Raw genomic sequence first — 22,966 nt, forward strand, 5'->3', positions numbered from 1 at the left:
TGCATCGACCTGGCCACCCGCGAGGTGGTCGGCTACGCGATGGCCGACCACCACCGCGCCGAACTGCCGGTGGCCGCGCTGCGGATGGCCGCCGGTCGAGGCGGTCTGGAGCGCGGCTGTGTCTTTCATACGGACCGCGGTAGCGAATATGCGTCGAGTGAATTCCGCACCGAGATAGGCAAGTTGGACATGCGGCAGTCGATGGGGAGGGTGGGCTCCTGCAACGATAACGCCGCTGCCGAGAGCTTCTTCGCCGTACTGAAGGAGGAGATCGGCACCCGGCTCTGGCCCGACCGTGCCACCGCCCGGGCGGAGGTCTTCTCTTTCATCGAGACCTTCTACAACCGCAGGCGCCTACGCGAACACCCCGAGTGGGGCTACCTCACGCCACTCGAGACCCGCCAGCGGCACCGGCAAGGTCACACCCTCGCAGCGTAGACGGAGAGTGTCCAACCGCAGGGTGGAACTTCATCGGCGCCGACGACTATTCGGCGGACTACTTAACGAGTACCATGCCGCGCCGATCTCGCCCTCTCTCCCACCGCGAGAAACGTCCAGATCAGCGGAGTGATCGGATTTTTGACACCCTTCAAGGGATCGTGTCGTTGAGGAATGCCTCTCGGACCGTGCACACCACGAGTACTTCTTGAGGGTTGTGGAGTGGGCGCGGCTCATCGGATCTACGCCGACCGAGTCTGCCGGCCCGGGAAGTCCACCTTCAGGCCGAGCTGTTCGAGGGCGTTGAGTACCTCGATGAGGCCCGCCCGGTCGTCCTCGCCACGGCGCATGGTGGCGAGGACGGTCGCGGCGGCGCCGGACTCCTCGACACTCTGCCACAAGGCCGGGGCGAGCACCGGGTGAGCGCTGATCTCGACCAGCACGTCATGGTCCGACAGCAGCTTGGCGGTCGCGTCGGCCAGGAGGACGGGCTGGCGCAGGTTCCGGGCGAAGTACCCCGCGGTGGCCTGCCGCCAGTCGAGCGCTTGCCCCGTCACCGAGGAAATCATCGGGATGCGGCCGGGCTGCGGGGTGAGTTCACCGATGGCCTGTTCGAGGTCCGCCAGGATCGGATCGATCGCCGGGCTGTGGGCCGGCAGGTCCACCCGAACCATCGCACAGAGCACGTCCGCGGCCTGGAGCTCGGCGACGATGGCCTCCAATTCGGACCGGTCACCGGCCAGCACGGTGGTCCGCGGCCCGTTCCGCGCGGCGACGGACACGCTCCCCCCGAGGCCGCGCAGGTGTTCCGAGAGGTCGGCGGCCGAGAGCTCCACCACGGCCATGCCGCAGTTCGGGCCGGCCACCCGACGTTGCTGATCGCTGTAGTGGTGGACGAGCCGGACCGCGTCCGGCAGGTCGAGGATGCCCGCGATGACGGCGGCGGCGATCTCGCCGACGCTGTGGCCCGTGACGGCGCCAGGTCGGACGCCCGCCTCCTCCAGCCAGCGGGCGATGCCCACTTGGATGGCGAAGACGATGGGTTGCATGACGCCGACGTCACCCGTCCTGGCTTCGGGTTCGTCGAGGAAGAGCTCGTGGACGAGGGACCAGCCGGTGTGCCGGGCCAGCTCGCTGTCGCACTCCTCCAGGGCCGAGCGGAAGGCGGGTTCGGTGCGGAACAGCGTCCGCCCCATGCCGACCCACTGCTGGCCGTAGGGGGAGCAGACGAAGGCGATCCGGGGGCCGCCCGCGGCGGCGGGCTCCGGTCCGGCGGAAGGGCTGCTGGTCAGCACGTGGACGGGTGCCCGTCCGAGTTCGCTCAGCCGCAGACCCGGAGCGGCGGCCACGGCGTCGAGCAGCTCGGTGAACTCCCGGACCAGCCGTTCGGCCTCCGCGGGGACGAACAGGTCGAGGGCGTAGGTGAGGCTGCCGTCGATGCCGTCCGGTGCCCGGTGGTCGGTGAAGCCCTCGAACAGCTCGAAGCGGAGGTCGAAGCGGGTGATCCGCTCCGCCACCGGTTCGGACCGGACCTCCAGGCCGGGGAGGCGCAGTTCGGCGCTCGCGTTGTTCTGGAACGCGAGCATCACCTGGATGAGCGGGTGCCACGCGGGGGAGCGCGGCGGGTTGAGGGCCTGGACCACGTGGTCGAACGGCACCTCCTGGTGGGCGAAGGCTGCCAGGTCCGTGCTGCGCACCCGGACCAGCAGCTCCCGGAAGGTCGGGTCGCTGTCGGTCCTGGTGCGCAGCACCAGCGTGTTGACGAAGAATCCGATCAGGTCGTCGAGGTCCTCGTCGGTGCGCCCGGCGGTGGGAATGCCGATGGCGATGTCGGTGCCGGCTCCGCGCCTGGTGAGCAGGGCCGCGAGGGCGGCCTGCACGACCATGAAGACGCTGGTGCCGGTCTCCCGCGCCAGCTGGTGCAGTGCCCGGTGGGTCGCCGGCGTGACGTGGAAGGGGACTCGACCGCCCCGGTGTGAGGGGGTGTCCGGGCGCGGGGCCGCCACGTCGATTCGCAGGCGGTCCGGCATTCCCGCCAACACCCCTCGCCAGAAGGAGAGCTGACGGTTAGATAGGCTGTTCGGATCCTCCGGGTCGCCCAGCAGCTCGTCCTGCCAGAGCGTGTAGTCGACGTACTGGGCCGGGAGTTCGGGCCGGTCCGGTTCCTGCCCGAGGCGGCGTGCGGCGTACGCGAGCGCGAGATCACGGTTCAGGGGGAGCAGTGACCAGCCGTCGCAGGCTATGTGATGGACGGTCAGCAGCAGGACGTGTTCGTCCGCGGCCAGCCGGAACAGCTGGGCCCGCAATGGCGTCTCGGCGGTGAGGTCGAAGGCGTAACCGGCTGCGGCGCTCAGCGCCTCGGGCAGGCCGGCCTCGGTGACGTCGTCGACCGGCAGCTCGACCGGAGCCTCGTCCGGGTCCAGGACGATCTGCTGGGGCCGGCCGTCCCAGTCGGGGTAGGCGGTGCGCAGGCTCTCGTGCCGGGTGACCAGGTCGTGGAGGGCGAGCCGCAGGGCGGGCAGGTCGAGGTCACCGCGCAGCCGGTAGGCCATCGGCATGTTGTAGTGCCCGGCCGTGCCGTGCAGGCGGTTCAGGAACCAGAGGCGACGCTGGGTTTGCGAGAGCGGGATCTCTTCGGGACGGTCCAGGTGGCGCAGTGGTGGGCGTCGACAGTCGGAGCCCTGTTCCAGGTGCTCGGCGAGCTGGGAGACGGTCGGGGCCTCGAAGACCGTCCGGACCGGGACCTCCACGTCCAGGGCGGCCCGGATGCGCCCGGTGAGCCGGGTGGCCAGCAGGGAGTGGCCGCCCAGCTCGAAGAAGGAGTCGTCGATGGTGACCCGGTCGAGCCCGAGCACCTGGGCGAACACCGCGCAGAGGATCTCCTCCTGTTGGCCCCGCGGGGCGCGGCCCTTCTTCGCGCTCATGGTCGGCTCCCGCTGACGGCGGTGCGGACCTGGGTGGGCCACGCTGCGGTGTCGAGGCCGTACTGGCAGAGGAAGGCGTAGACGAGCCGCTCCAGGCCGAAGCCGACGCAGCCGCTCCGGGTCGGGCCGTCCGTGCCGTGGTCGATGCCGAAGACCTTGCCGAAGAGGTCGTCGTGGAAGTTGAAGGAGCCGACGGCGATCGTCCGCCCGGGCGCGACGTGGAGCCGCAGCTCGTACTTGAGCTCCATCAGCCGCTGGGACCAGATCCGCTCGGAGGTGTCCGTGCCGCAGAAGAACGGGTCGTTGCCCACCTCGCAGAAGCCGCTCAGGCCGAGCTCCTCGACGAAGGCGAAGACCTTCCGCATGAAGCGTTCCCGGGAGTCCAGCACGTCCTCCCGGGAGCCCATGAAGACCATCTCCCGGATGGTGAAGTCCCAGAGCCGCTCCAGGCTGGTGGCGTACGCCGCCTCGAAGCGGAACGACTTGCCGCGCGAGGTGACCACGTGGAGCCGGCCCGCCTCCAGCGTGCGATTGCTGTACTGGTTGAAGGTGTGGTAGCACATCGTGGGCGGCAGGCAGTAGTCCACGTTGCCGCAGGAGTCCAGCACCGTGGAGTCGATGCCGGTGACGGCCTGTTGCTTCTGGAAGGTGCGGTAGACGTCCAGGTCGTTGCGCAGCCGGGTGACGAACATCAGGTGCTGCGGGAAGGACTTGAAGTAGCCCGCCGTCTCCAGTGCCTTCGTCCTGATCAGGGTCGGGTACTGGTACTCCCGGACCTCGTGGTCCTCGGCCAGCAGGTCGCAGACGGCCCGGTCGAAGTAGGTGAAGAGGGAGAGCAGTGGCTCGGCGAGGGCGACCTGGCCCTCGCCGACCTCGGTCACCGCGCCGGTCCTGGCGAGGAGTTCGAAGAGGTCCTGGTGCGGGGTGCGCTGATGCGGCGAGGTCCAGACGGCCTTGGCCGGCGTCACCCACTGCTTCCGGACGTCGTTGTCCACCATGGAGTTGACCTTCTCGGTCAGGGCGTCGTGCGGGAGCGGCTGCTCGGAGCGCAGTGTCACGGAGCGCACCTCTCCGCCGTCCGCGGTCACCTCGAAGCCGGTGATCTCGGGCGACACGAAGAAGAGTCGGCGCTCGATCTCGGCGGTCAGTGCCTCGGGGATCGGGCTGTGCAGGTCGATCCGGGTGAGGACCTCGTTGGGGTGCGTCATGGTGGTTCTTTCCTCGCCGATGGGAGAACGGTCGAACGTGCCGGCGCGCGGCGGCGTGGCCGCCGCACGCCCGCAGGTGGGACTAGGCCGCGGTCGCCGTCCGCGACGTGATCAGGCGGACGAGGCCGTCGACCGTGCGGAAGTTGTCGAAGTCCATGTCCGCCGGGCCGAGGGTCAGGGCGAACTCCTTCTCCACGAAGAGCGCGAGCTGCATCGCGAAGAGGGAGTTGACGTAGCCGAGGGCGAAGAAGTCGTCATTGTCGGCAAGCGGCTGGCCCGCCAGCTGCGGGGCGAGGAACTCACGGACCCGGGCGCGCGCGTCGTCGTTCGTCATGTCAGTTTGCTCCTTGGGTGGTTCGGGGGTCAGTAGGTGTAGAAGCCCTGGCCGGTCTTGCGGCCCAGGAGTCGTGCGTCGACCATCTTCTGGAGCAGCGGAGCCGGGCGGTACTTGCTGTCCTTGTAGCTCTCGTACATGACCGTGATCGAGTTCAGGATCGTGTCGAGGCCGATCAGGTCGCCGGTCTCCAGGGGCCCCATCTTGTGGCCGAAGCAGCCGCGGAACATCTTGTCGACGTCCTCGGCCGAGGCGATCTGGTCCTGGACGCAGAAGATGGCCTCGTTGATGGTCACCATGAGGACCCGGTTGGTGATGAAGCCGGGGGCGTCCTGGACGACGATGCCCTCCTTGCCCATCTCCGACAGCAGGCCGAGCGCGGTGTTCAGCGTCTCCTCGCTGGTGAAGTGGCCGCTGACCACCTCGACGGTGTCCATCATCGGGACGGGGTTCATGAAGTGCAGTCCGAGGATCTCGGCCGGGCGCCCGGTGACCGAGCCCACCCGGGTGATCGGCACGGCCGAGGTGTTCACGCCGAAGATCACGCCGGGGCGGCAGATGGCGTCGATCTGCTCGTAGACCGCGCGCTTGACGTCCCAGTTCTCGGTGACGTTCTCGACCACGAAGTCGGCGTCGGCCAGCGCGGTGAGCTCGGTGCCGGTGGTGATCCGGGCGAGGACGGTCTTGGCGTCCTGCTTCAGCGGCTTGCCGAGCAGCATCGGCTGGACCAGCAAGTCGCGGCCGATCTGGGCCACCGCGCTGTCGAGTTGGGCCTGCGAGATGTCCACGAGGATCACCTCGAACCCGGACTCCGCGAAGGACTGGGCGACGCCACGGCCGATCGTGCCAGCGCCGATCACGCCTACGGTTCGGATACTCATGGGGGTTCCACCTTTGTGGGATAGAAGGGGGGTGCCTGGTCAGCCTTGAGCGTCCCTGGTGTCCAGGTGATCGGCGAGATCCGCGATCGTGACGTAGCGGAACAGGTCGACCATGGAGACCCGGATGTCCATGATCTTCTGGATGCTCTGGGCGATCCGGAGTGCGGCCAGCGAGTCCACCCCGAGCGCGAACGAGGTGTCATGCACGTTGAGTTCGGTCAGGCCCAGCTCACGGGCCCAGATCCGGGCGAGCACGCGCTCGGTGGCGCTGAACTCGCCGCTCTCCTTGCCGAAGAGCTTCGGCTCGCCGTCGGACGGCGTGTCATCCGACGTCGCGGCGGATCCGTTGGCGCTGCTGCGGGCGGCGGCGATGGCCTGTTGGATCGGGGCGGCCAGCACCAGCGGTGCGCGGCGCAATAGCTCCGTGAGCCCGCTGGAGGCGCCCAGCCTCGGGTAGTTGATCTCGCCGACGATCACCGGGGTGCAGGCCGAGGCGAGGATCTCCTCGAAGCTGTTGAGACCGTCCTCGACCGACACCGACCGGAAGAAGCCCTGGTCCTGCTGGACTCCGTGGTCGAAGGCCATGCCGGTTTCCAGCCAGTCGCTCCAGTCGACCGACACCGTCCACCGGCCGCGTGCGGAGCGCTGCTCGGCGAAGTGGTCCAGGTAGCTGTTGGCGGCGGTGTAGTCGCCCTGCCCGGCCGCACCGAAGACCGCCACCGTGGAACCGAAGTTGACCATGCACTCCGGCGGATCGTCCTGGGTGACGAGGTCCAGCACGGTGGCGCCGAGCACCTTGGGGTTCAGGGTACGACGGAAGGTCTCCGCGTCCTTACGGAAGAGGAAGCCGTCCCCGGCGACACCGGCCGCGTGGACGATGCAGCCGATCGCGCCCAGCTCGGCGCGGACCTCGGCGACGACGCCCGCCATGGCCGCCGGGTCGGTGACGTCACCGGGGTAGCTGCGCACCTCGGCGCCGTTCCCCGCTAGCTCGCGCAGTGCGTCGATCTGCCGGCGCAGCTTGGCGTCGGTGACCTCGTCCCAGCGCTCGCGCGGCGGCAGCTCGGTGCGGTTGACTAGGGCGAGCCGCGCACCCGGCACCGACCGGCTCAGCTGGCGGGCGACCGCCAGCCCGAGCCCGCCCAGGCCGCCGGTGATGAGGTACACCCCGTCCGGGCGCACCGGCACGGACCTCGGCTGCTCCCGCAGCTGCACCGGCGCGAGCTCCGCGACGTAGCGGAGCCCGTCGCGCAACGCGACGGTGGTGGGTGTCCGGGCTCCGAGCAGTTCGGCGCAGACGGCCTCGGCGCCGGTGTCGCCGGCGATGTCGAGGCAGAACACGTCGGTGTTCTCGTACTCCTGGCCGATCACCTTCGCCAGACCGAAGAGCGTCGCGTGGACCGCGGCCGTCTCGGGCTCGGTGCCGGTCACTCGGGCCACCGAGGGGGCGACCACGCTGAGCCTGGCCGGGCCGACGCCGCGCTCGGAGAGGCTGCGGGCCAGGTGGAACAGGCTGTGGACGCCGTGGTTGAGCCTGGCCTCCAGGACCGCCAGGTCCTGCTGGACGCCGCCGTCGGCAGGGGCTGCGACGTGCACGACCTCGTCCGGGAGCTGCGCACCGAGCGCGTGCAGCAGCCGGCCGAAACCCTCCTGGGTGGGCGGCACTTCGTACCGGTCCGGAGCGCACTGCTGCCATCGGTCCGCGAGGGCCGCCTCGGTGACGCTGATGCCGTGCGCGCGCAGTGCGGCGCTCAACTCGGCCCCGATGCTGCCCTGTTCGCCGATCACCAGGACCCGGGCGGGTGCGGCCTGGGCCTCCTCGGGCGCCGGTGCCGGGACCCAGCGGAGGGTGTGGTGGCGGTTGTGCGGGCGCAGCTGGGCGACCGTGCGCTTGGCGTCGGTGACGCGCTTGACGGTGAAGCCGCGGATCTCGGCAGCGGTGGCACCCGACTCGTCGCAGATCACCACGTCGACCTTGCGGAACTCGGCGTTGTTCACGTAGCCCGGGTGCGGCTGGACGAAGCTCAGGCCCCGAGCGGGCAGTGGGCCGTACAGGAGCAGCGAGTCGTAGCCGACCGGGAGGAAGAAGTCCCGGTCGCCGAGGGCGAGTCGGCGGTCCTCGGCGGTCTCCAGGACGGCGAATCCGCTGAAGCCGGTGGCCTGGTCGAGCAGGACCGGGTGCAGGGGGTGGTCCTGGCACTCGGCCCGGTACTGCTCGGGCAGGTCGAGCACGCCGAGGGCGGTCCGGATGCCGACGTGCACGGTCGGGAGGCTGCTGCGCCAGCGGTCGCCGAACTCCATCACCTTGTGCTCGGCCTGTCGCAGCGCGATGTCTACGCTCTCCAGCGAGCAGAGCGCCCGCAGCGCGGCCGGATCCTGCTGCGGCGCGGGGGCGGTGTGCGGCTTGACGCCGACCGTGCCCTGGACGTGCACCGTCCAGCGGTCGCTTGCCGGGTCGTGGCTGGCGACGGTGAACTCGGCCTGCAGGTCGTCGAGTTCGCGGACGGTCGTGTGCGCGGTGCGCGGGGTTCCCTCCTGCACCAGCAGCGGCACGAGGAAGGTCACGTCGCGGAGCACGGTGACCGGCCGGGCGAAGTGCAGCGAGGCGGCGGCGCGGGCCATCTCCAGATAGGTGGTTCCGGGGACGATCGCCTCTCCGAGCAGCTTGTGCTCGGAGAGCATCCAGTGCCGTTCCAGCGAGAACTCGGTGAGGAAGAGGGACTGGCCCATCGTCCGGATCAGGACCTGGTCCAGCAACGGGTGCGGGCCGGGGGTGTGCCGGACCGCCGCCTGCGGGATCTGGGGCTCCAGCCAGTAGTGCTTGCGCTGGAAGGGGTAGGTGGGGAGGGGGATGCGGCGGCGCTGCTGCTGGGCGTAGTAGGCGGACCAGTCGGGTGTGGTGCCGGTGAGCCAGAGGGCGGCGAGGGTGCGCTGGATGGTTTCGGAGGGGGTGCGGGGGTCGCGCTTGTGGGGGAGCGAGGCGAGAGCCGTGGCCTCGATGCCCGCGCTGGTGAGGATGCGCCGGGCGAGGCTGCTGAACGTCTGGCCGGGGCCGACTTCGAGCAGGGTGACGTGCGGCTCGGCGGCGGCGGTCCGGACGCCGGCGGAGTACTCGACGCAGGCGCGGACGTGGTTGCCCCAGTAACCCGGGTCCACCGCCTGGCTGTCGGTGATCCACGTGCCGGTGAGGTTGGAGACGAACGGCACCTGCGGAGCATGGCGGTCGACGGCGGCGACCGCGGTGGTGAACTCTCCGACCATCGGCTCCATCAGGTGGGAGTGGAAGGCGTGCGAGGTGGCGACCGGCTGGGTGGCCCAGCCACGCTCCTCGGCAAGGGCCGTGAAAGCCTGGACGGTGTCGTGGGGGCCGGAGACGACGCAGTCACGCGGACCGTTGTGAGCGGCGAGCGAGAGGCCGTCGATCAGCGCCGCCTCCACCTCTGCCCGCTCGGCCATCACGTTGAGCATGGCGCCGGGGGCCTGGGCCTGCATGAGGCGGCCGCGCAGTGCGACGAGCGAGAGGGCGTCGGGGAGGGTGAAGACGCCGGCGAGGCAGGCGGCGACCCATTCGCCGAGGCTGTGGCCGAGCATGGCGGTGGGGGTGATGCCCCAGGACTGCCAGAGCTGGGTGAGGGCGTACTCGATGACGAAGAGGGCGGGTTGGGCCCACTGGGTCTGGTGGAGTCGGGGGTCCTGGGTGAAGATCACCTCGCGGATGTCCTGGTCGAGGTGTGGTGTGAGGAGTTCGGCGCATTCGTCGACGCAGGCGCGGAAGGCGGGTTCCCGCTGGTAGAGGTCGTGGGCCATGCCGGTGTGCTGGGAGCCCTGGCCGCTGAAGACGAACACCAGCGGTGTGGCGCCGCCCGCGACGTGACCGGTGACGACGTTGGCCGGGTCCCGTGCCTCCAGAGCGGCCGCGACGGCTTCGGCGGAAGAGCCGGTGACGGTGCGGCGGTGGGGGAAGGCGCGGCGGCCGGTGGCCAGGGTGTGGGCGGCGTCGGCGAGGTTGGGCTGTTCGCGGCGCAGGTGGGCGGCCAGTCGGTCGGTGGCCTGTTCGAGCGCCGCCGGGGTGCGAGCTGAGAGGACCAGTGTCTCGGTCGGGCGCGAGCCGGCGGGGGAGGCGGGGGCGGCCGGAGCCTCTTCGAGGATGAGGTGGGCGTTGGTGCCGCCGAAGCCGAAGGCGCTGATCCCGGCGCGGCGGACGTGACCGTCAGTGCGCGGCCAGGAGCCGAGGGTGGACTGCACGTGGAACGGGCTGTTGGCGAAGTCGATGTCGGGGTTGCCGCGGGTGTAGTTCAGCGAGGCGGGGAGGAGTTCGTGCTTGAGCGCGAGCGTGGTCTTGAGCAGGCCCGCGATGCCGGCGGCGGCGTCGAGGTGGCCGATGTTCCCCTTGAGCGAGCCGAGGGCCCAGGACCCGGTGTCGCCGAAGGCCCGGGTCAGCGCCTGCACCTCGATCGAGTCACCGATCACGGTGCCGCTGCCGTGCGCCTCGACGTAGTCGATGTCCTCGGGGTCGACCTCCGCGACGGCCAGCGCCTCCGTGATCACCTCGGCCTGACCGCCGACGGTCGGTGCCGTGAAACTCGCCTTGACCCCACCATCGTTGTTGACGGCCGATCCCCTGATCACGGCGTGGACGGTGTCGCCGTCGGCCAGCGCGTCCTCCAGCCGCTTCAGGGCCACCACGCCGACACCGTTGCCGAAGACCGTGCCCCGGGCGTCCGCGTCGAACGGGCGGATGTGCCCGTCCGGGGAGAGGAAGGCCTCCTCCTGGTAGGGGTAGCCGGTGTTCTCCTGCACCTTGTAGGAGACCGCACCCGAAAGGGCCATGTCGCACTCGTAGTTGAGCAGGCTCTGGCAGGCGGCGTGCAGCGCCACCAGCGAGCTGGAGCAGGCGGTCTGAACCGGGAAGCTCGGCCCCCGCAGGTCGAGCTTGTACGACACCCGGCTGGTCAGGAAGGCGAGTTCGAAGCCCAGGCCGACGTTCTCGCCCTTGATCGCCTCGCCCTGCTCCAGGTTGCCGAGGATGTTCCCGAGGTAGGCGGTGGTACTGGCGCCGCCGAAGACGCCGATGCTGCCGTCGTACTGGGCGGCGTCGTAGCCGGAGTGCTCCAGTGCCTCCCAGGCCGTCTCCAGGAAGAGCCGGTGCTGCGGGTCCATGATCTTCGCCTCGCGGGCGGTGTACCCGAAGAACTCCGCATCGAACAGGCTGATGCCCTCGAACCTGGGTGCGGCCTTGACGTAGTGGGGCTGGCCGAAGACCTCGGGCGGTACCCCGGCCGCCGTCAGCTCCTCGTCGGTCAGGGCGACGATCGACTCGACGCCGTCGCGCAGGTTCGACCAGAACTCGGTCAGGTCCCCCGCGCCGGGGAAGCGTCCAGCCATCCCGATGATCGCGACGCCGTTCCGTTCCGGGAGATCCGTGAACTCATTGGTCATCATTCGCCCCTTGCTGTCCGACGCCGTTGCTGGTGCTGACGCCGGCGCTGCTGCATCTTCTCTCGGCGTTCCTCAAGTGCCTTGAGGCTGCCGCCCGTTGACTGCTGCGCCGGCTTCTCGACCAGGCCGGCCAGGTGTGCCGTCGTCAACCCCTCGTACAGGTCGCCGAGGGCGAGCTTCGTGCCCAGCCGGGTGTTGACGGTGCTCACCAGCTGGATCGCGATCAGGGAGTTGCCGCCCAGATCGAAGAAACTGTCCTGGATGCCGACCTTCTCGATGCCCAGCAGCTCCTGCCACACCTCGCAGATCGCGCGCTCGGTGTCGCTGCGCGGTGCCACGAACTCGGTGAGGATGTCCGGGCGTTCGTGCGCGGCGCTGAGGGGCTCCGCGGTGGCGGCCTGCTCCAGCGAGAAGGCGTTCTCGAAGAGCGCCGAGAGTTCGGCGGGCGACACGATGACCTGCGACTCCGAGACGCCGGCCAGGATCGTGTCGAGGGCCCACAGCCCCTCGGCGGCCGACATGGCGCGCTCGTCCACCTGCTCGGTGCCAGACGGCGCGACGGTACCGACCGCCATGCCGATCTCCCGCCACGGACCCCAGTCGATCGAGATCACCCGCCGGGTGCGCCCCCGGTCCTGGGCGAAGGCGTCGAGGAAGCAGTTGGCGGCGCAGTAGTCGACCTGGCCGACACTGCCGATGTTCGCACCGTTCGAGCCGAACAGGACCAGGAAGTCCAGTTCCTGGTCCGCCAGTACCTCCTCCAGCACCAGGGTGCCGTGCACCTTCGGGAGCAGGACCTCGGCGGCCGCCTGGAGGTCCTTGAGCTGGATCAGGCCGCCACCGGCGACGCCCGCCGTGTGGAAGGCGCCGTGGATGGCCCCCCACCGCTGGGTGGTCCGCCGGACGGCCTCGCTCATCGCCGCCTGGTCGCTCACGTCGGCCTGGAACACCAGGAGCTCCGCACCTGCGTCCCGCAGGCGGACCAACTCCCGTACGGTGTCAGCGAGTCGGCCATTGCCCGGGTTGCCGGCGAGCCAGGAGTCCCACTCCGCGGCGTCGGGCAGCCGGGTGCGCGCGGTGAGCGCGATCCGTGCCCCCGCTGCCGCGAGGTGCCCGGCCAGGGCCAGGCCCAGGCCGCCGGTGCCGCCGGTGACCAGGTAGACACCGTCCTTGCGCACCACCGGCGACTCGTCGCGTCGGGGCAGCGGCTGCGGCAGGTAGTGCTGGGACCAGCGGTGCCCCCCTCGGTGCGCCACCGTCTCCGTACCGGGCCCCGGTGCTGCTGCCAACTCGGCCATCAGCTTCCCAAGTTGGGCCTGGGTGGGTGCTTCCTGGCAGTCGAGGTCGACGCTGCGGCAGGTGGTGCCCGGCAGCTCGCGGGGCAGCACGCGGCACGGGCCCAGCAGGGTGGCCTTCAGTGGCGAGAGCGGCTCGGCGCCGGTGACGTCGTGCAGGCCGTTGCTGAGCACCCAGATCCTGCGCGGCTCGCTGTCCGGATGCTGGACGAGGGCCTGGGTGAGGCGGATCAGACTCTCGAAACCATGCTGGAGGCTGCCCTCCTCGCCCGGCGCGGTGACGCTCCAGCCGTGGACGATGTGGGTGGGCACACCGGCAGGGCCGTTCCGCAGGATGCTGATCAGCCGCTCGTAGTCGGAGCTGTCGGCCGGGTCGATGGCGTAGCGGCCATCTCCCCGGTCGGACCAGGCGCCGGCCGCCGCCACCACGGTGACGGTGGCACCGGCGGCCCGCAGTTGCTCGGTCACCGCCTCGCCCACACCCAGGCCGTCGGCGAAGACCAGCCAGTGCCGGGTACGGTCCGGCCGCTCCCCGGCCGGGAGAGGCACCCGCTGCCAGGACGGGGCGTAGAACCACTGCGTGATGTCGTCGCGGCGCGCCGCGGCACGACCAGCGGCCTGGGCCGTCGTCGCCTGTCGGTCGAGCCAGTAGCGCTTGCGCTGGAAGGGGTAGGTGGGGAGGGGGATGCGGCGGCGTTGTTGGTGGGCGTAGTAGGCGGGCCAGTCGGGTGTGGTGCCGGTGAGCCAGAGGGCGGCGAGGGTGCGCTGGATGGTTTCGGAGGGGGTGCGGGGGTCGCGCTTGTGGGGGAGGGAGGCGAGGGTGGTGGCTTGGGTGGCGGTGTTGGTGAGGATGCGGCGGGCGAGGCTGCTGAGGGTCTGGCCGGGGCCGACTTCGAGCAGGGTGGTGCCCGGCTCGGTGGTGGTGGTCTGGACGCCGGTGGCGTATTCGACGGTGGCGCGGATGTGGTTGCCCCAGTAGGCCGGGTCCGTGGCCTGCTCGTCGGTGATCCAGGTGCCGGTGGTGTTGGAGACGAACGGCACCTGCGGAGCATGGCGGTCGACGGCGGCGATAAGGGCGACGAACTCCCGGACCATCGGTTCCATCAGGTGGGAGTGGAAGGCGTGGGAGGTGGTGACGGGTTGGGTGGCCCAGCCGTGTTCTTCGGCGAGGGTAGTGAAGGCCTGGATGGCGTCGTGGGGGCCGGAGATGACGCAGTCGCGGGGGCCGTTGTGGGCGGCGAGGGAGAGGGTGTCGGGCAGGGCGGCTTCGATGATGGAGCGGTCGGCCATCACATTGAGCATGGCGCCGGGGGCCTGGGCCTGCATGAGGCGGCCGCGCAGTGCGACGAGCGAGAGGGCGTCGGGGAGGCTGAAGACGCCGGCGAGGCAGGCGGCGACCCATTCGCCGAGGCTGTGGCCGAGCATGGCGGTGGGGGTGATGCCCCAGGACTGCCAGAGCCGGGTGAGGGCGTACTCGATGACGAAGAGGGCGGGTTGGGCCCACTGGGTCTGGTGGAGTCGGGGGTCCTGGGTGAAGATCACCTCGCGGATGTCCTGGTCGAGGTGTGGTGTGAGGAGTTCGGCGCATTCGTCGACGCAGGCGCGGAAGGCGGGTTCCCGCTGGTAGAGGTCGTGGGCCATGCCGGTGTGCTGGGAGCCCTGGCCGCTGAACAGAAAGACCAGTGGCGCGGTCTCGCGTGTCGTGTGGCCGGTGGTGACGTGGGCGGGGTCGCGGGTCTCCAGGGCGGTGGCGATGGCGTCGGGGGTGGTGCCGGTGACGGTGCGGCGGTGCGGGAAGGCACGGCGGCCGGTGGCCAGGGTGTGGGCGGCGTCGGCGAGGTTGGGCTGTTCGCGGCGCAGGTGGGCGGCCAGTCGGTCGGTGGCCTGTTCGAGCGCCGCCGGGGTGCGAGCTGAGAGGACCAGTGTCTCGGTCGGGCGCGAGCCGGCGGGGGAGGCGGGGGCGGCCGGAGCCTCTTCGAGGATGAGGTGGGCGTTGGTGCCGCCGAAGCCGAAGGCGCTGATCCCGGCGCGGCGGACGTGACCGTCAGTGCGCGGCCAGGGAGTCGATTCCGCTTGCACGTGGAACGGGCTGTTGGCGAAGTCGATGTCGGGGTTGCCGCGGGTGTAGTTCAGCGAGGCGGGGAGGAGTTCGTGCTTGAGCGCGAGCGTGGTCTTGAGCAGGCCCGAGATGCCGGCGGCGGCGTCGAGGTGGCCGATGTTCCCCTTGACCGAGCCGAGGGCCCAGGACCCGGTGTCGCCGAAGGCCCGGGACAGCGCCTGCACCTCGATCGGGTCGCCCAGCGAGGTGCCCGTGCCGTGCGCCTCGATGTAGTCGATGTCCGTGGGTGCGAGGCCTGCGTCGGCGAGCGCGGCGGAGATGACCGCGGCCTGGCCGGTGACGCTCGGGGCGGTGAAACCGACCTTCACCGCGCCGTCGTTGTTGATCGCCGAGCCCCTGATCACGGCGTGCACGGTGTCGCCGTCGGCCAGCGCGTCCTCCAGCCGCTTTAGCGCGACCAGACCGACACCCGTCCCGAAGACCGTGCCCCGGGCGTCCGCGTCGAACGGGCGGACGTGCCCGTCGGGGGACACGAAGGACCCGTCCTGGTGCAGGTAGCCGGTGCCCGGGTTCGGGTCGACGTGGACGCCGCCCGCCAGGGCGAGGTCGCACTCCCCGGCGAGCAGGCTCCGGCAGGCGGTGTGGGCGGCGACCAGCGCGGTCGAGCAGGCGGCGCGCAGCGAGACCGCGGGGCCCTTCAGGTCCAGCTTGTACGACACCCGGGAGGCCAGGAAGGCGAGTTCGTTGGCCACCAGGATCTGGGTCTGGCCCAGGGTGTCCACGATCTGCTGGTGCGAGTAGACGTGCTGGACGTAGCGGTTGGCCCCCGCGCCGCCGAAGACGCCGATGCTGCCCTCGTACCGGGCGGCGTCGTAGCCGGCGTGTTCCAGTGCCTCCCAGGCCGTCTCCAGGAAGAGCCGGTGCTGCGGGTCCATCACCTCGGCCTCGCGGGCGGTGTACCCGAAGAACTCCGCGTCGAACAGGTCGCTGCCGGCGAAGGCGGGCGCGGCCTTGACGTAGTTCGGCTGCCCGAAGACCTCGGGCGGCACCCCGGCCGCCGTCAGCTCCTCGTCGGTCAGGGCGACGATCGACTCGACGCCGTCGCGCAGGTTCGACCAGAACTCGGTCAGGTCCCCCGCGCCGGGGAAGCGCCCCGCCATCCCGATGATCGCGACACCGCCGCGCGCCGCCATCACTGCGCCGCCCGGAGGTCGTCGATGAGCGCGCCGAGGGTGCGCACGGTGGGGCCCTCGTAGACGATGGTCAGCGGTACGGCCACCGCCAGCTCCTGACGCAGTCGGTGGACGACCTGGAGCCCGAGCAGTGAACTGCCGCCCAGTTCGAAGAAGTTGTCCTGGACGCCGACACTCTCCAGGCCGAGCAGCTCCTGCCAGATCTCCGCCACCCGGTGTTCGGTCTCGCCGTTCGGGGCGACGAACGGGTTGCGCAGGTTGGGGCGCTCGTGCCGGGCGGCCGGGGCCGACGCCTCGGCCACCGGGTCGGCCCACAGCTCGTGACGAAACGTCAGATCACCGGTGGAAGTGATGATCTGCGCCTGGGGCGCCGCGTCGAGCAGGGCGTCGAACACCTGCCGGCCCTCGGCCGGGGTGAGTGCCAACTCGCGTACTGCCGCGCCGAGTTCGGATTCCGCCCGGTCCTGCTGGGAGAAGTGCCAGGCCTCCCAGTTGACGCTGGTCCAGGGCAGGGAGGTGCTGTGGTGCCGCTGGGCGAAGGCGTCGAGCGCGGCGTTCGCGGCGGCGTACGCCCCGAAGCCGAGCCCGCCGAGCAGCGAGGCGATCGAGGAGCAGATGACGGCGAAGTCCAACTGCTGGTCGGCCAGCATCTCGTGCAGCACCTGCGTGCCGTAGAGCTTGGGGCCGAAGTGCCAGGAGGCCTCCTCCGCGCGTAGGACCGCGAGCTCCCGGTGGGCCGCCGTGCCGGTGGTGCCGGCACAGTGCAGCACGCCGTCGATTGGGCCGAACTCCCGCAGGACGCGCTCCTTCAGGGCGAGCATGGCCGTGCGGTCGGAGACGTCCGTGGCGGTCACCAGCACCTCGGAGCCGAGCGCCTCGATCTCCTGGACGGCACGGATCGCGGATCGGACCGCTTCCGGGTGCTGCGGATCGGCCCAGCTCTCCCGGGGCGGCAGACCCGTCCGTCCGAGCAGCACCAGGCGCACCTTGGCCCGGTCGGCGAGGGCACGGGCCATCAGCAGGCCGATCTTCCCGAGGCCGCCGGTGACCAGGTACACCCCGCCGGGGCGGACCGGGGACCCACCCCGCGGGCGCGGTGCGCCGGTCACGTACGTCGGTGCCCAGCGGTGCCGTCCGCGCAGCGCGATGGTGCGCTCGGCGGGCGGGGCGGCGAGGTCGGCCAGCAGCTGGTCGACCAGCCCGGGTACGGCCTGCGGGCCTTCGGGGCGGAGGTCGAAGTGGACGCAGCTGAGCGAGGGGTACTCCTGCGGCAGCACCCGGCACAGGCCCTGGACGGTGGCCTTCGGCGGGCAGAGCGGCTCGTCCCCGAGGACGGCGTGCACCTCGGAGGACATCACGTCCCAGCGCTGCTGCCGCGTCATCAGCTCGGCCTCGGTGGCCTGGGCCCAGTGGACCAGGCTGTCGAAGGAGCGGTGCAGCAGGGCCCGGACGTCCTCGGGCGCCGTGGCCCGGTCGGCGTCGTCGCCGACGCTCCAGCAGTGCACCACCCGACCGGGCAGCGGCCCCTCGGCGCGCAGCGCCTCGGCGAGCCGGTCGAAGTGCTCCGGCCGGGCGGGGTCGAGGACGTACTCGCGCTCGCTCCGGCGGTGCCACTCGGCTCCCCGTGAGACCGTGCGCACGGTGGTGCCGAGGCCTTCGAGGCGGTCGGCGAGGTGGTGGCCGACACCGGTCTCGTCCGCGAAGACGAGCCAGCGCTCGTCGGCCAAGCCGACCTCGGCGGGCTGCGGGGCGGTGGCCAGCCGTTGCCAGGACGGTGTGTAGAACCACTGGGGCAGGTCGCCGCGCCGCTGCTGGGCCGAGCCGCTGCCGGGCTGGGCGGTGCCGGGTTCGAGCCAGTAGGTGGTCCGCTCGAAGGGGTAGGTGGGGAGGGGGACCCGCCGGGCACCGGCCGTGGCCGGGAAGGGGCGCTCCCGGCCGGCGAGCCAGAGGCGTCCGGCGGCCCGCAGGAGTGCGGTGCGGTCGCTTTGCCCGAGGAAGGCGCCGGGGAGGGACGGGAGGACGACCCGGTCGGTGCCGGCGGCGGCGGGGTGCTGGATGGCCCCGGGGGTCAGGGTCGGCGCGGGGCCGATCTCGACGATCGCGATGTCCGGGACGGACCACAGGGTGGCCAGGCCGTCCGCGAACCGCACGCTCTCCCGCACGTGCCGGGCCCAGTACTCGGGGCTGGTGGCCTCGTCGTCGGTGATCCAGGTGCCGGTCAGGTTGGAGACGAAAGGCACGGCCGGGGCGTTCAGCCGGACCGAGCGGACCAGTTCGGCGTAGCGCTCGACGACCGGGTCCATCATCGGGGAGTGGAAGGCGAAGCGGGTGGTCAGCCGGCGGGTGGCGATGTCGGCGGCCAGCAGTTCGCCGGCCACCCGCTCGACGGCCTCGACGGTGCCGGAGAGCACACAGGTCTGCGGGCCGTTGATCGCGGCGAGGCAGACCTCAGCGTCGGTGTACCGTGCGACGGCCTCCTCGGAGAGCGGCACGGCGAGCATCGCGCCCTCGCCCTGCTCCTCGATCAGCCGGGCGCGCTCCGCGACCAGGCGCAGGGCGTCGGGTAGCGAGAAGACCCCGGCCACACAGGCCGCGACGTACTCGCCCAGGCTGTGACCGATCATCACCTCGGGCTCGACCCCCCAGGCGGCCCAGAGCTTGACCAGGGCGTACTCGAGGGCGAACACCGCGGGGTAGCCGAGGCGAGGCTGGTCCAGCGGGTGCTCGCTGCGCTCCGGCTGGAGCAGCAGCCTGCTGAAGTCGAAGGGCTGTCCGGGGGCGGCGGCCGCGGACTCGTCGACGGTGAACACGAGTTCGCGGATGTCCGTGCCGAGCAGCGGCTCCAGCAGTCCGGCGCACTCGTCCAGCGCTGCCATGAACTCCGGCTCTTGGGTGTAGAGTTCGCGCGCCATGCCGGGGAACTGGGAGCCGAAACCGGTGAACATGAAGGCCACCGGCCGGTGTGCGGCCTCGGGTGCGGTCGCGGTGAGCAGTCGACCGTCGTCGCGGGCGTCGAGCGCCGCCAGCGCCTCCTCGGTGTCGCCGGCCACCAGCATCCGTCGGTACGAGAACGCCCGGCGGCCCTGCTGGAGGGTGAACGCGACATCGGCGAGAGGGAGTTCGGGGTGCGCCCGGAGGTGGTGGTGCAGTTGGTCGGTGGCCGCCTCCAGGGCCTCCGGGCTCTTCGCGGAGAGCACCAGCAGCTGCTCGGCGCCGTCGGCCTGTCGGGGTTCGCGCGGCAGCTCCGGGGCCTGTTCGAGGATGACGTGGGCGTTGGTGCCGCCGAGGCCGAAGGAGCTGACCCCGGCGCGGCGCGGGCCGTCCCCCTCGGGCCAGGGCAGCAGCTCGGTGTTGATGTAGAACGGGCTGCCGGCCAGGTCGATCCGGGGATTGGGCTGCTCGAAGTGCAGGGTGGGCGGCAGCTGCCCGTGCTCCACCGCCAGCACGGTCTTGATCAGGCCGGCGACCCCGGCGGCCGAGTCGAGGTGGCCGATGTTGGTCTTGGCGGAGCCGAGGGCGCAACTGCGCTCCCCGACCCCGGAGTAGGCCGAGGCGAGTGCGGAGAACTCGATCGGGTCGCCCAGGATGGTGGCCGTCCCGTGCAGCTCGATGTAGCCGATGCTCTCGGCCGGCACGTCCGCGTTCGCCAGCGCGGTGGAGATGACGGCGGACTGGGTGGCGGCGCTGGGCGCGCTGAAGCCGGCCCGGCGGGAGCCGTCGTTGTTCAGCGCGGAGCCCTTGATGACCGCGTGGATGTGGTCGTTGTCGGTGATCGCGTCCTTGAGGCGCTTGAGCACCACCATCCCGACGCCGTCGCCGCCCACCGTCCCCTGGGCGCGGGCGTCGAAGGTGCGGCAGTAGCCGTCCGGCGAGAAGATGCCGTCCGGGCGGTAGACGTAGCCCTTGCTCCTGGTCCCGTCGATGGCGACGCCGCCGGCCAGTGCGGTGTCGCACTGGTAGGCCAGCAGCGCCTGGCACGCCTCGACCACGGCGACCAGTGACGTGGAGCAGGCGGACTGGATGTTGAGGGCGGGGCCCTCCAGACCGAGCTTGTAGGAGACCCGGCTGGCGAGGAAGTCCGGCCGGTTGCCGATTACCGTCTGCTTGTCGCCGAGGATCTGCGCGGCGCCGGGCTGGGAGGCGATGTTGAAGAGCAGGTAGGTGTTGTTGCCCGCGCCCGCGTAGACGCCGACCAGGCCGTCGTGGCGATCGGTGTCGTATCCGGAGCTCTCCAGGGCGGCCCAGGCGCATTCGAGCAGGACCCGGTGCTGCGGGTCCATGAGTTCGGCCTCGCGCGGGGAGTAGCCGAAGAAGGCGGCGTCGAACTTCTCGCTGTCCGCCAGCTGGTAGCCCGCGCCGACGAAGTTCGGGTCGGCCAGGGTGGCGGCGTCCACGCCCCGGGCGGCGAGCTCCTCCTCCTCGAAGCGGGTGACGGAGCAGACGCCCGCCTTGAGGTTGCTCCAGTACTCCTCGACCGTCCGGGCGCCCGGGAAGCGGCCGGCCATGCCGACGATGGCGATGTCCAGACTGTCGTCGAACTCGGAGAAGCCGTCGGCCTGTTCGGAGTCCAGCTCGGAGTCCAGCTCGGCATCCACGGCGGGATCGAGCTCGGGGGAGTACTCACTCATGGTGACCTCGCTTCGCTTGCAGCTGCTGCTGGCGGCGCTTCAGCAGGGCGTTCTGCTGAGCGCTCCTGCCGCGGGTGACGGCCGGTGCCACCCCCTGCCTCTGCTGCGAGAGCAGCTCGGCCTGGGCCCGGACGGTGGTGTGTTGGAACAGGTCGAGCAGGTCGACCTCCCGGCCAGTCGTCGCCCGGAGCCGGTGGTGCAGCCCGACCATGAGCAGGGAGTGCCCGCCGAGGTCGAAGAAGTTCTGGTCGGTGCCGACCGCCTCGGTGTGGAGGACCTCCTGCCACACCTGCGCCACCAGCCGCTCCAGCTCGTTCCGCGGTGGCAGCGGCGCGGTCACGGGCTCGGTGGGCCGCGGCAGCTTGCTGCGGTCGACCTTGCCGTGCCCGGAGAGCGGCAGCCGGTCCAGCGTCACCATCGCCTGCGGCACCATGTGCGGGGAGAGCCGGTCCCGCAGGTGGCGCTCCAGCCCGGCGGTGCTGAACCCGGGGCCGTGCGGCTCGATGTAGGCGACCACCCGCCGGTCGCCGGGGACGTCCTCGCGAACGATGGCGATGGCGTGGCGCACCTCGGGGTGGCTCTTCAGCGCGGCCTCGATCTCGCCCAGGGCGACCCGGAAACCGCGGACCTTGATCTGGTCGTCGCGCCGGCCGAGGAAGGCGATCGTCCCGTCGGCCAGGCGGCGGACGATGTCGCCGGTGCGGTAGAGACGGGAGCCCGGCCCGCCGCCGAGGGTGTCCGGGACGAAGGCCGCAGCGGTGAGGTCGTCTCGGCGGTGGTAGCCGCGGGCGAGGTTGTCGCCGCCGATCAGCAGCTCTCCGGCGACGCCGACGGGCGTGGGACGGCCCGTGGGGTCCACCACGTGGGCCTGGGTGCCCGGGAGCGGAACGCCGATCGGCGCGGTCTCCCACTCCGCCTCCGGGTGGTCGGCCACGGCGAGGGTCAGCACGCCGACGGTGGTCTCGGTCGGGCCGTAGTGGTTGAAGACCCGGCAGTGCGGCACGAGGCGTTGGAGGGCGCGCAGCCAGCGCCAGTCGGAGGCCTCGCCGCCGATGACCAGCAGGCGGCGTGGCAGGAGTTCGGCGAAGCGCGGCGAGGTCTGGAGGGCCCGGAGGTGGGAGGGGGCGATCTTCAGGCAGTCGACCCCCCGGGTCTGCACCCAGTCGGCCAGCTTCTCCGCGTCCAGCGCGACGTCACGGGAGATCAGCTGTACCTCGCCGCCCGTGCACAGCGGCGGGGCGAAGGCCGTGACGCTGGAGTCCACCGTCAGCGGCTGCACCATCGCGTAGCTGAGCGGTCCGTCGATGCCGAGCCGCCGGATGACGGCGCGGGTGTAGCCGACGAGCTGGCGGTGCTCGATCACCACGCCCTTGGGCTTGCCGGTGGAGCCGGAGGTGTAGAGCAGGTACGCGGCATCGCCGCAGGTCGAGCGCTCCGGTGGGCGGTTCTCCGTCGGGCGGCCCGCCAACACGGCTAGCTCGGCGTCGAGTTCGATCACCTGGTGGGCGGTGCCGAGCGGAGCCGTCGCCACCACGATCGGCACGGCCGCGTCCGCGAGGATGCCGTCCCGCCGCTCGACCGGGTCGTTCGGATCCACCGGTACGTACGCGCCGCCGGCCTTGAGGATGCCGAGCACGGCCACCATCAGCCGCACGTCGCGATCGGCGCAGAGGCCCACCGTCACCTCGGGGCCGACTCCGGCCTCGCGCAGCAGGTGGGCCAACTGGTTGGCCCGGTCGTTCAGTTCGCGGTAGCTGAGGGCGGCGTCCGCGGCCCGGACCGCGATCGCTTCGGGGGTGCGGGCGGCCTGCTCCTCGAAGAGCCGGTGGAAGCCCACGTCCGTCGGCTCACCCGGGACGCCGTTCAGCCGGGCGACGGTCTGCTCCTCCTCGGCGGTGAGCAGGGGCAGCTCGGCCACCGACCGGTCCGGATCGGCCGTCGCGCCGTCGAGCAGCCGGAGCAGGTGGTCCACCGCGCGGCGGGCGGTGGCGGGGTCCATGACGTCGGTGGCGAACACCAGCTGACCGGTCAGTTCGCCGTCTACGTAGCAGAGTTGGAGATCCAGGTCGCAGGAGGTGGTTTCGGGGACGACGCGCGGTGCCGGTCGGCAGGAGAAGCCCGGCCAGAGGTGCACGACCTTGGCGGTACGGGCCTGCTCGGCCTCCGCCAGCCCGGCGCCCGCCAGCCGGACCAGGTCCCGGAAGCTCCCGTCGGTCCGCGCGCGGACCGGCGTGGTCACCCCGGCACCGTTGGTCACCCCGACCGCGAGCTCGGACTGTCCGCCGTACCGGTGCAGCAGCGCCAGGTAGAGGGCGAAGGCCGCTGCCGGGAGTCCCGCCCCGCAGGCTTTACCCAGCTGCCGCAGCGCGGCGGTCGCCCCGGCGGGGACGACGAGGGGGACCGAGCCAGCCCGGAGGTCGCGCCGGGCCGGAGGCGTCCGGTCCAACGGGAGCTCCGGGGCGACGGGCAGCTCGGCGAGGTGCCCGCCGACTTCGGGTCCGGGCACGGGCGTTGCGGGGTGCGGGAGTGTCATGAAGGTCGCCTTGAGGGGTTCGGGGCGAGGACGT

9 protein-coding genes are annotated in these 22,966 nt (G+C 71.4%); 1 reads left to right on the top strand and 8 read right to left on the bottom strand.

Translation table 11 applies throughout. The features are described 5' to 3' along the window. A partial coding sequence (locus tag ACFV1W_RS24775) for a transposase (protein ID WP_380419423.1) occupies positions 1-438 on the top strand: 438 nt, incomplete at its 5' end. Positions 439-680: 242 nt separating this feature from the next. Here the strand turns inward: ACFV1W_RS24775 and ACFV1W_RS24780 are convergent. The 8 genes from ACFV1W_RS24780 to ACFV1W_RS24815 all read right to left on the bottom strand — a co-directional run bounded on the left by ACFV1W_RS24780 (position 681) and on the right by ACFV1W_RS24815 (position 22,932). After that, positions 681-3,362 carry a condensation domain-containing protein gene (locus tag ACFV1W_RS24780; protein WP_380419424.1) on the bottom strand — a complete coding sequence of 894 codons (2,682 nt, stop codon included), beginning with the start codon at positions 3,360-3,362 and terminating at the stop codon, positions 681-683. After that, positions 3,359-4,570: a hypothetical protein gene (locus ACFV1W_RS24785; RefSeq protein ID WP_380419425.1), complete on the bottom strand. Its 1,212-nt coding sequence runs from the start codon at positions 4,568-4,570 to the stop codon at positions 3,359-3,361. The genes ACFV1W_RS24780 and ACFV1W_RS24785 overlap by 4 nt, the downstream gene beginning before the upstream one ends. Positions 4,571-4,652: 82 nt before the next feature. After that, positions 4,653-4,904: an acyl carrier protein gene (locus ACFV1W_RS24790; protein WP_380419426.1), complete on the bottom strand. Its 252-nt coding sequence runs from the start codon at positions 4,902-4,904 to the stop codon at positions 4,653-4,655. Positions 4,905-4,933: 29 nt separating this feature from the next. Further along, complete coding sequence (locus ACFV1W_RS24795) at positions 4,934-5,785, bottom strand: 3-hydroxyacyl-CoA dehydrogenase family protein (RefSeq protein ID WP_380419427.1); 852 nt, start codon at positions 5,783-5,785, stop codon at positions 4,934-4,936. 39 nt (positions 5,786-5,824) lie between these two features. After that, positions 5,825-11,224, bottom strand: coding sequence for an SDR family NAD(P)-dependent oxidoreductase (locus ACFV1W_RS24800; protein ID WP_380419428.1), 5,400 nt, complete (start codon positions 11,222-11,224; stop codon positions 5,825-5,827). After that, entirely contained in the window at positions 11,224-15,771 is a 4,548-nt protein-coding gene (locus tag ACFV1W_RS24805) for an SDR family NAD(P)-dependent oxidoreductase (protein ID WP_380419429.1), read from the bottom strand. The genes ACFV1W_RS24800 and ACFV1W_RS24805 overlap by 1 nt, the downstream gene beginning before the upstream one ends. Further along, positions 15,771-20,399 (bottom strand): SDR family NAD(P)-dependent oxidoreductase, encoded by a 4,629-nt coding sequence (locus ACFV1W_RS24810; RefSeq protein ID WP_380419430.1) that lies wholly within the window; start codon positions 20,397-20,399, stop codon positions 15,771-15,773. The genes ACFV1W_RS24805 and ACFV1W_RS24810 overlap by 1 nt, the downstream gene beginning before the upstream one ends. Continuing rightward, positions 20,392-22,932, bottom strand: coding sequence for an amino acid adenylation domain-containing protein (locus tag ACFV1W_RS24815; RefSeq protein ID WP_380419431.1), 2,541 nt, complete (start codon positions 22,930-22,932; stop codon positions 20,392-20,394). Before ACFV1W_RS24815 ends, ACFV1W_RS24810 begins: the two co-directional genes overlap by 8 nt. Positions 22,933-22,966: the final 34 nt, after the last annotated feature.

Source organism: Kitasatospora sp. NPDC059648, assembly GCF_042734825.1.
Taxonomy (GTDB): domain Bacteria; phylum Actinomycetota; class Actinomycetes; order Streptomycetales; family Streptomycetaceae; genus Kitasatospora.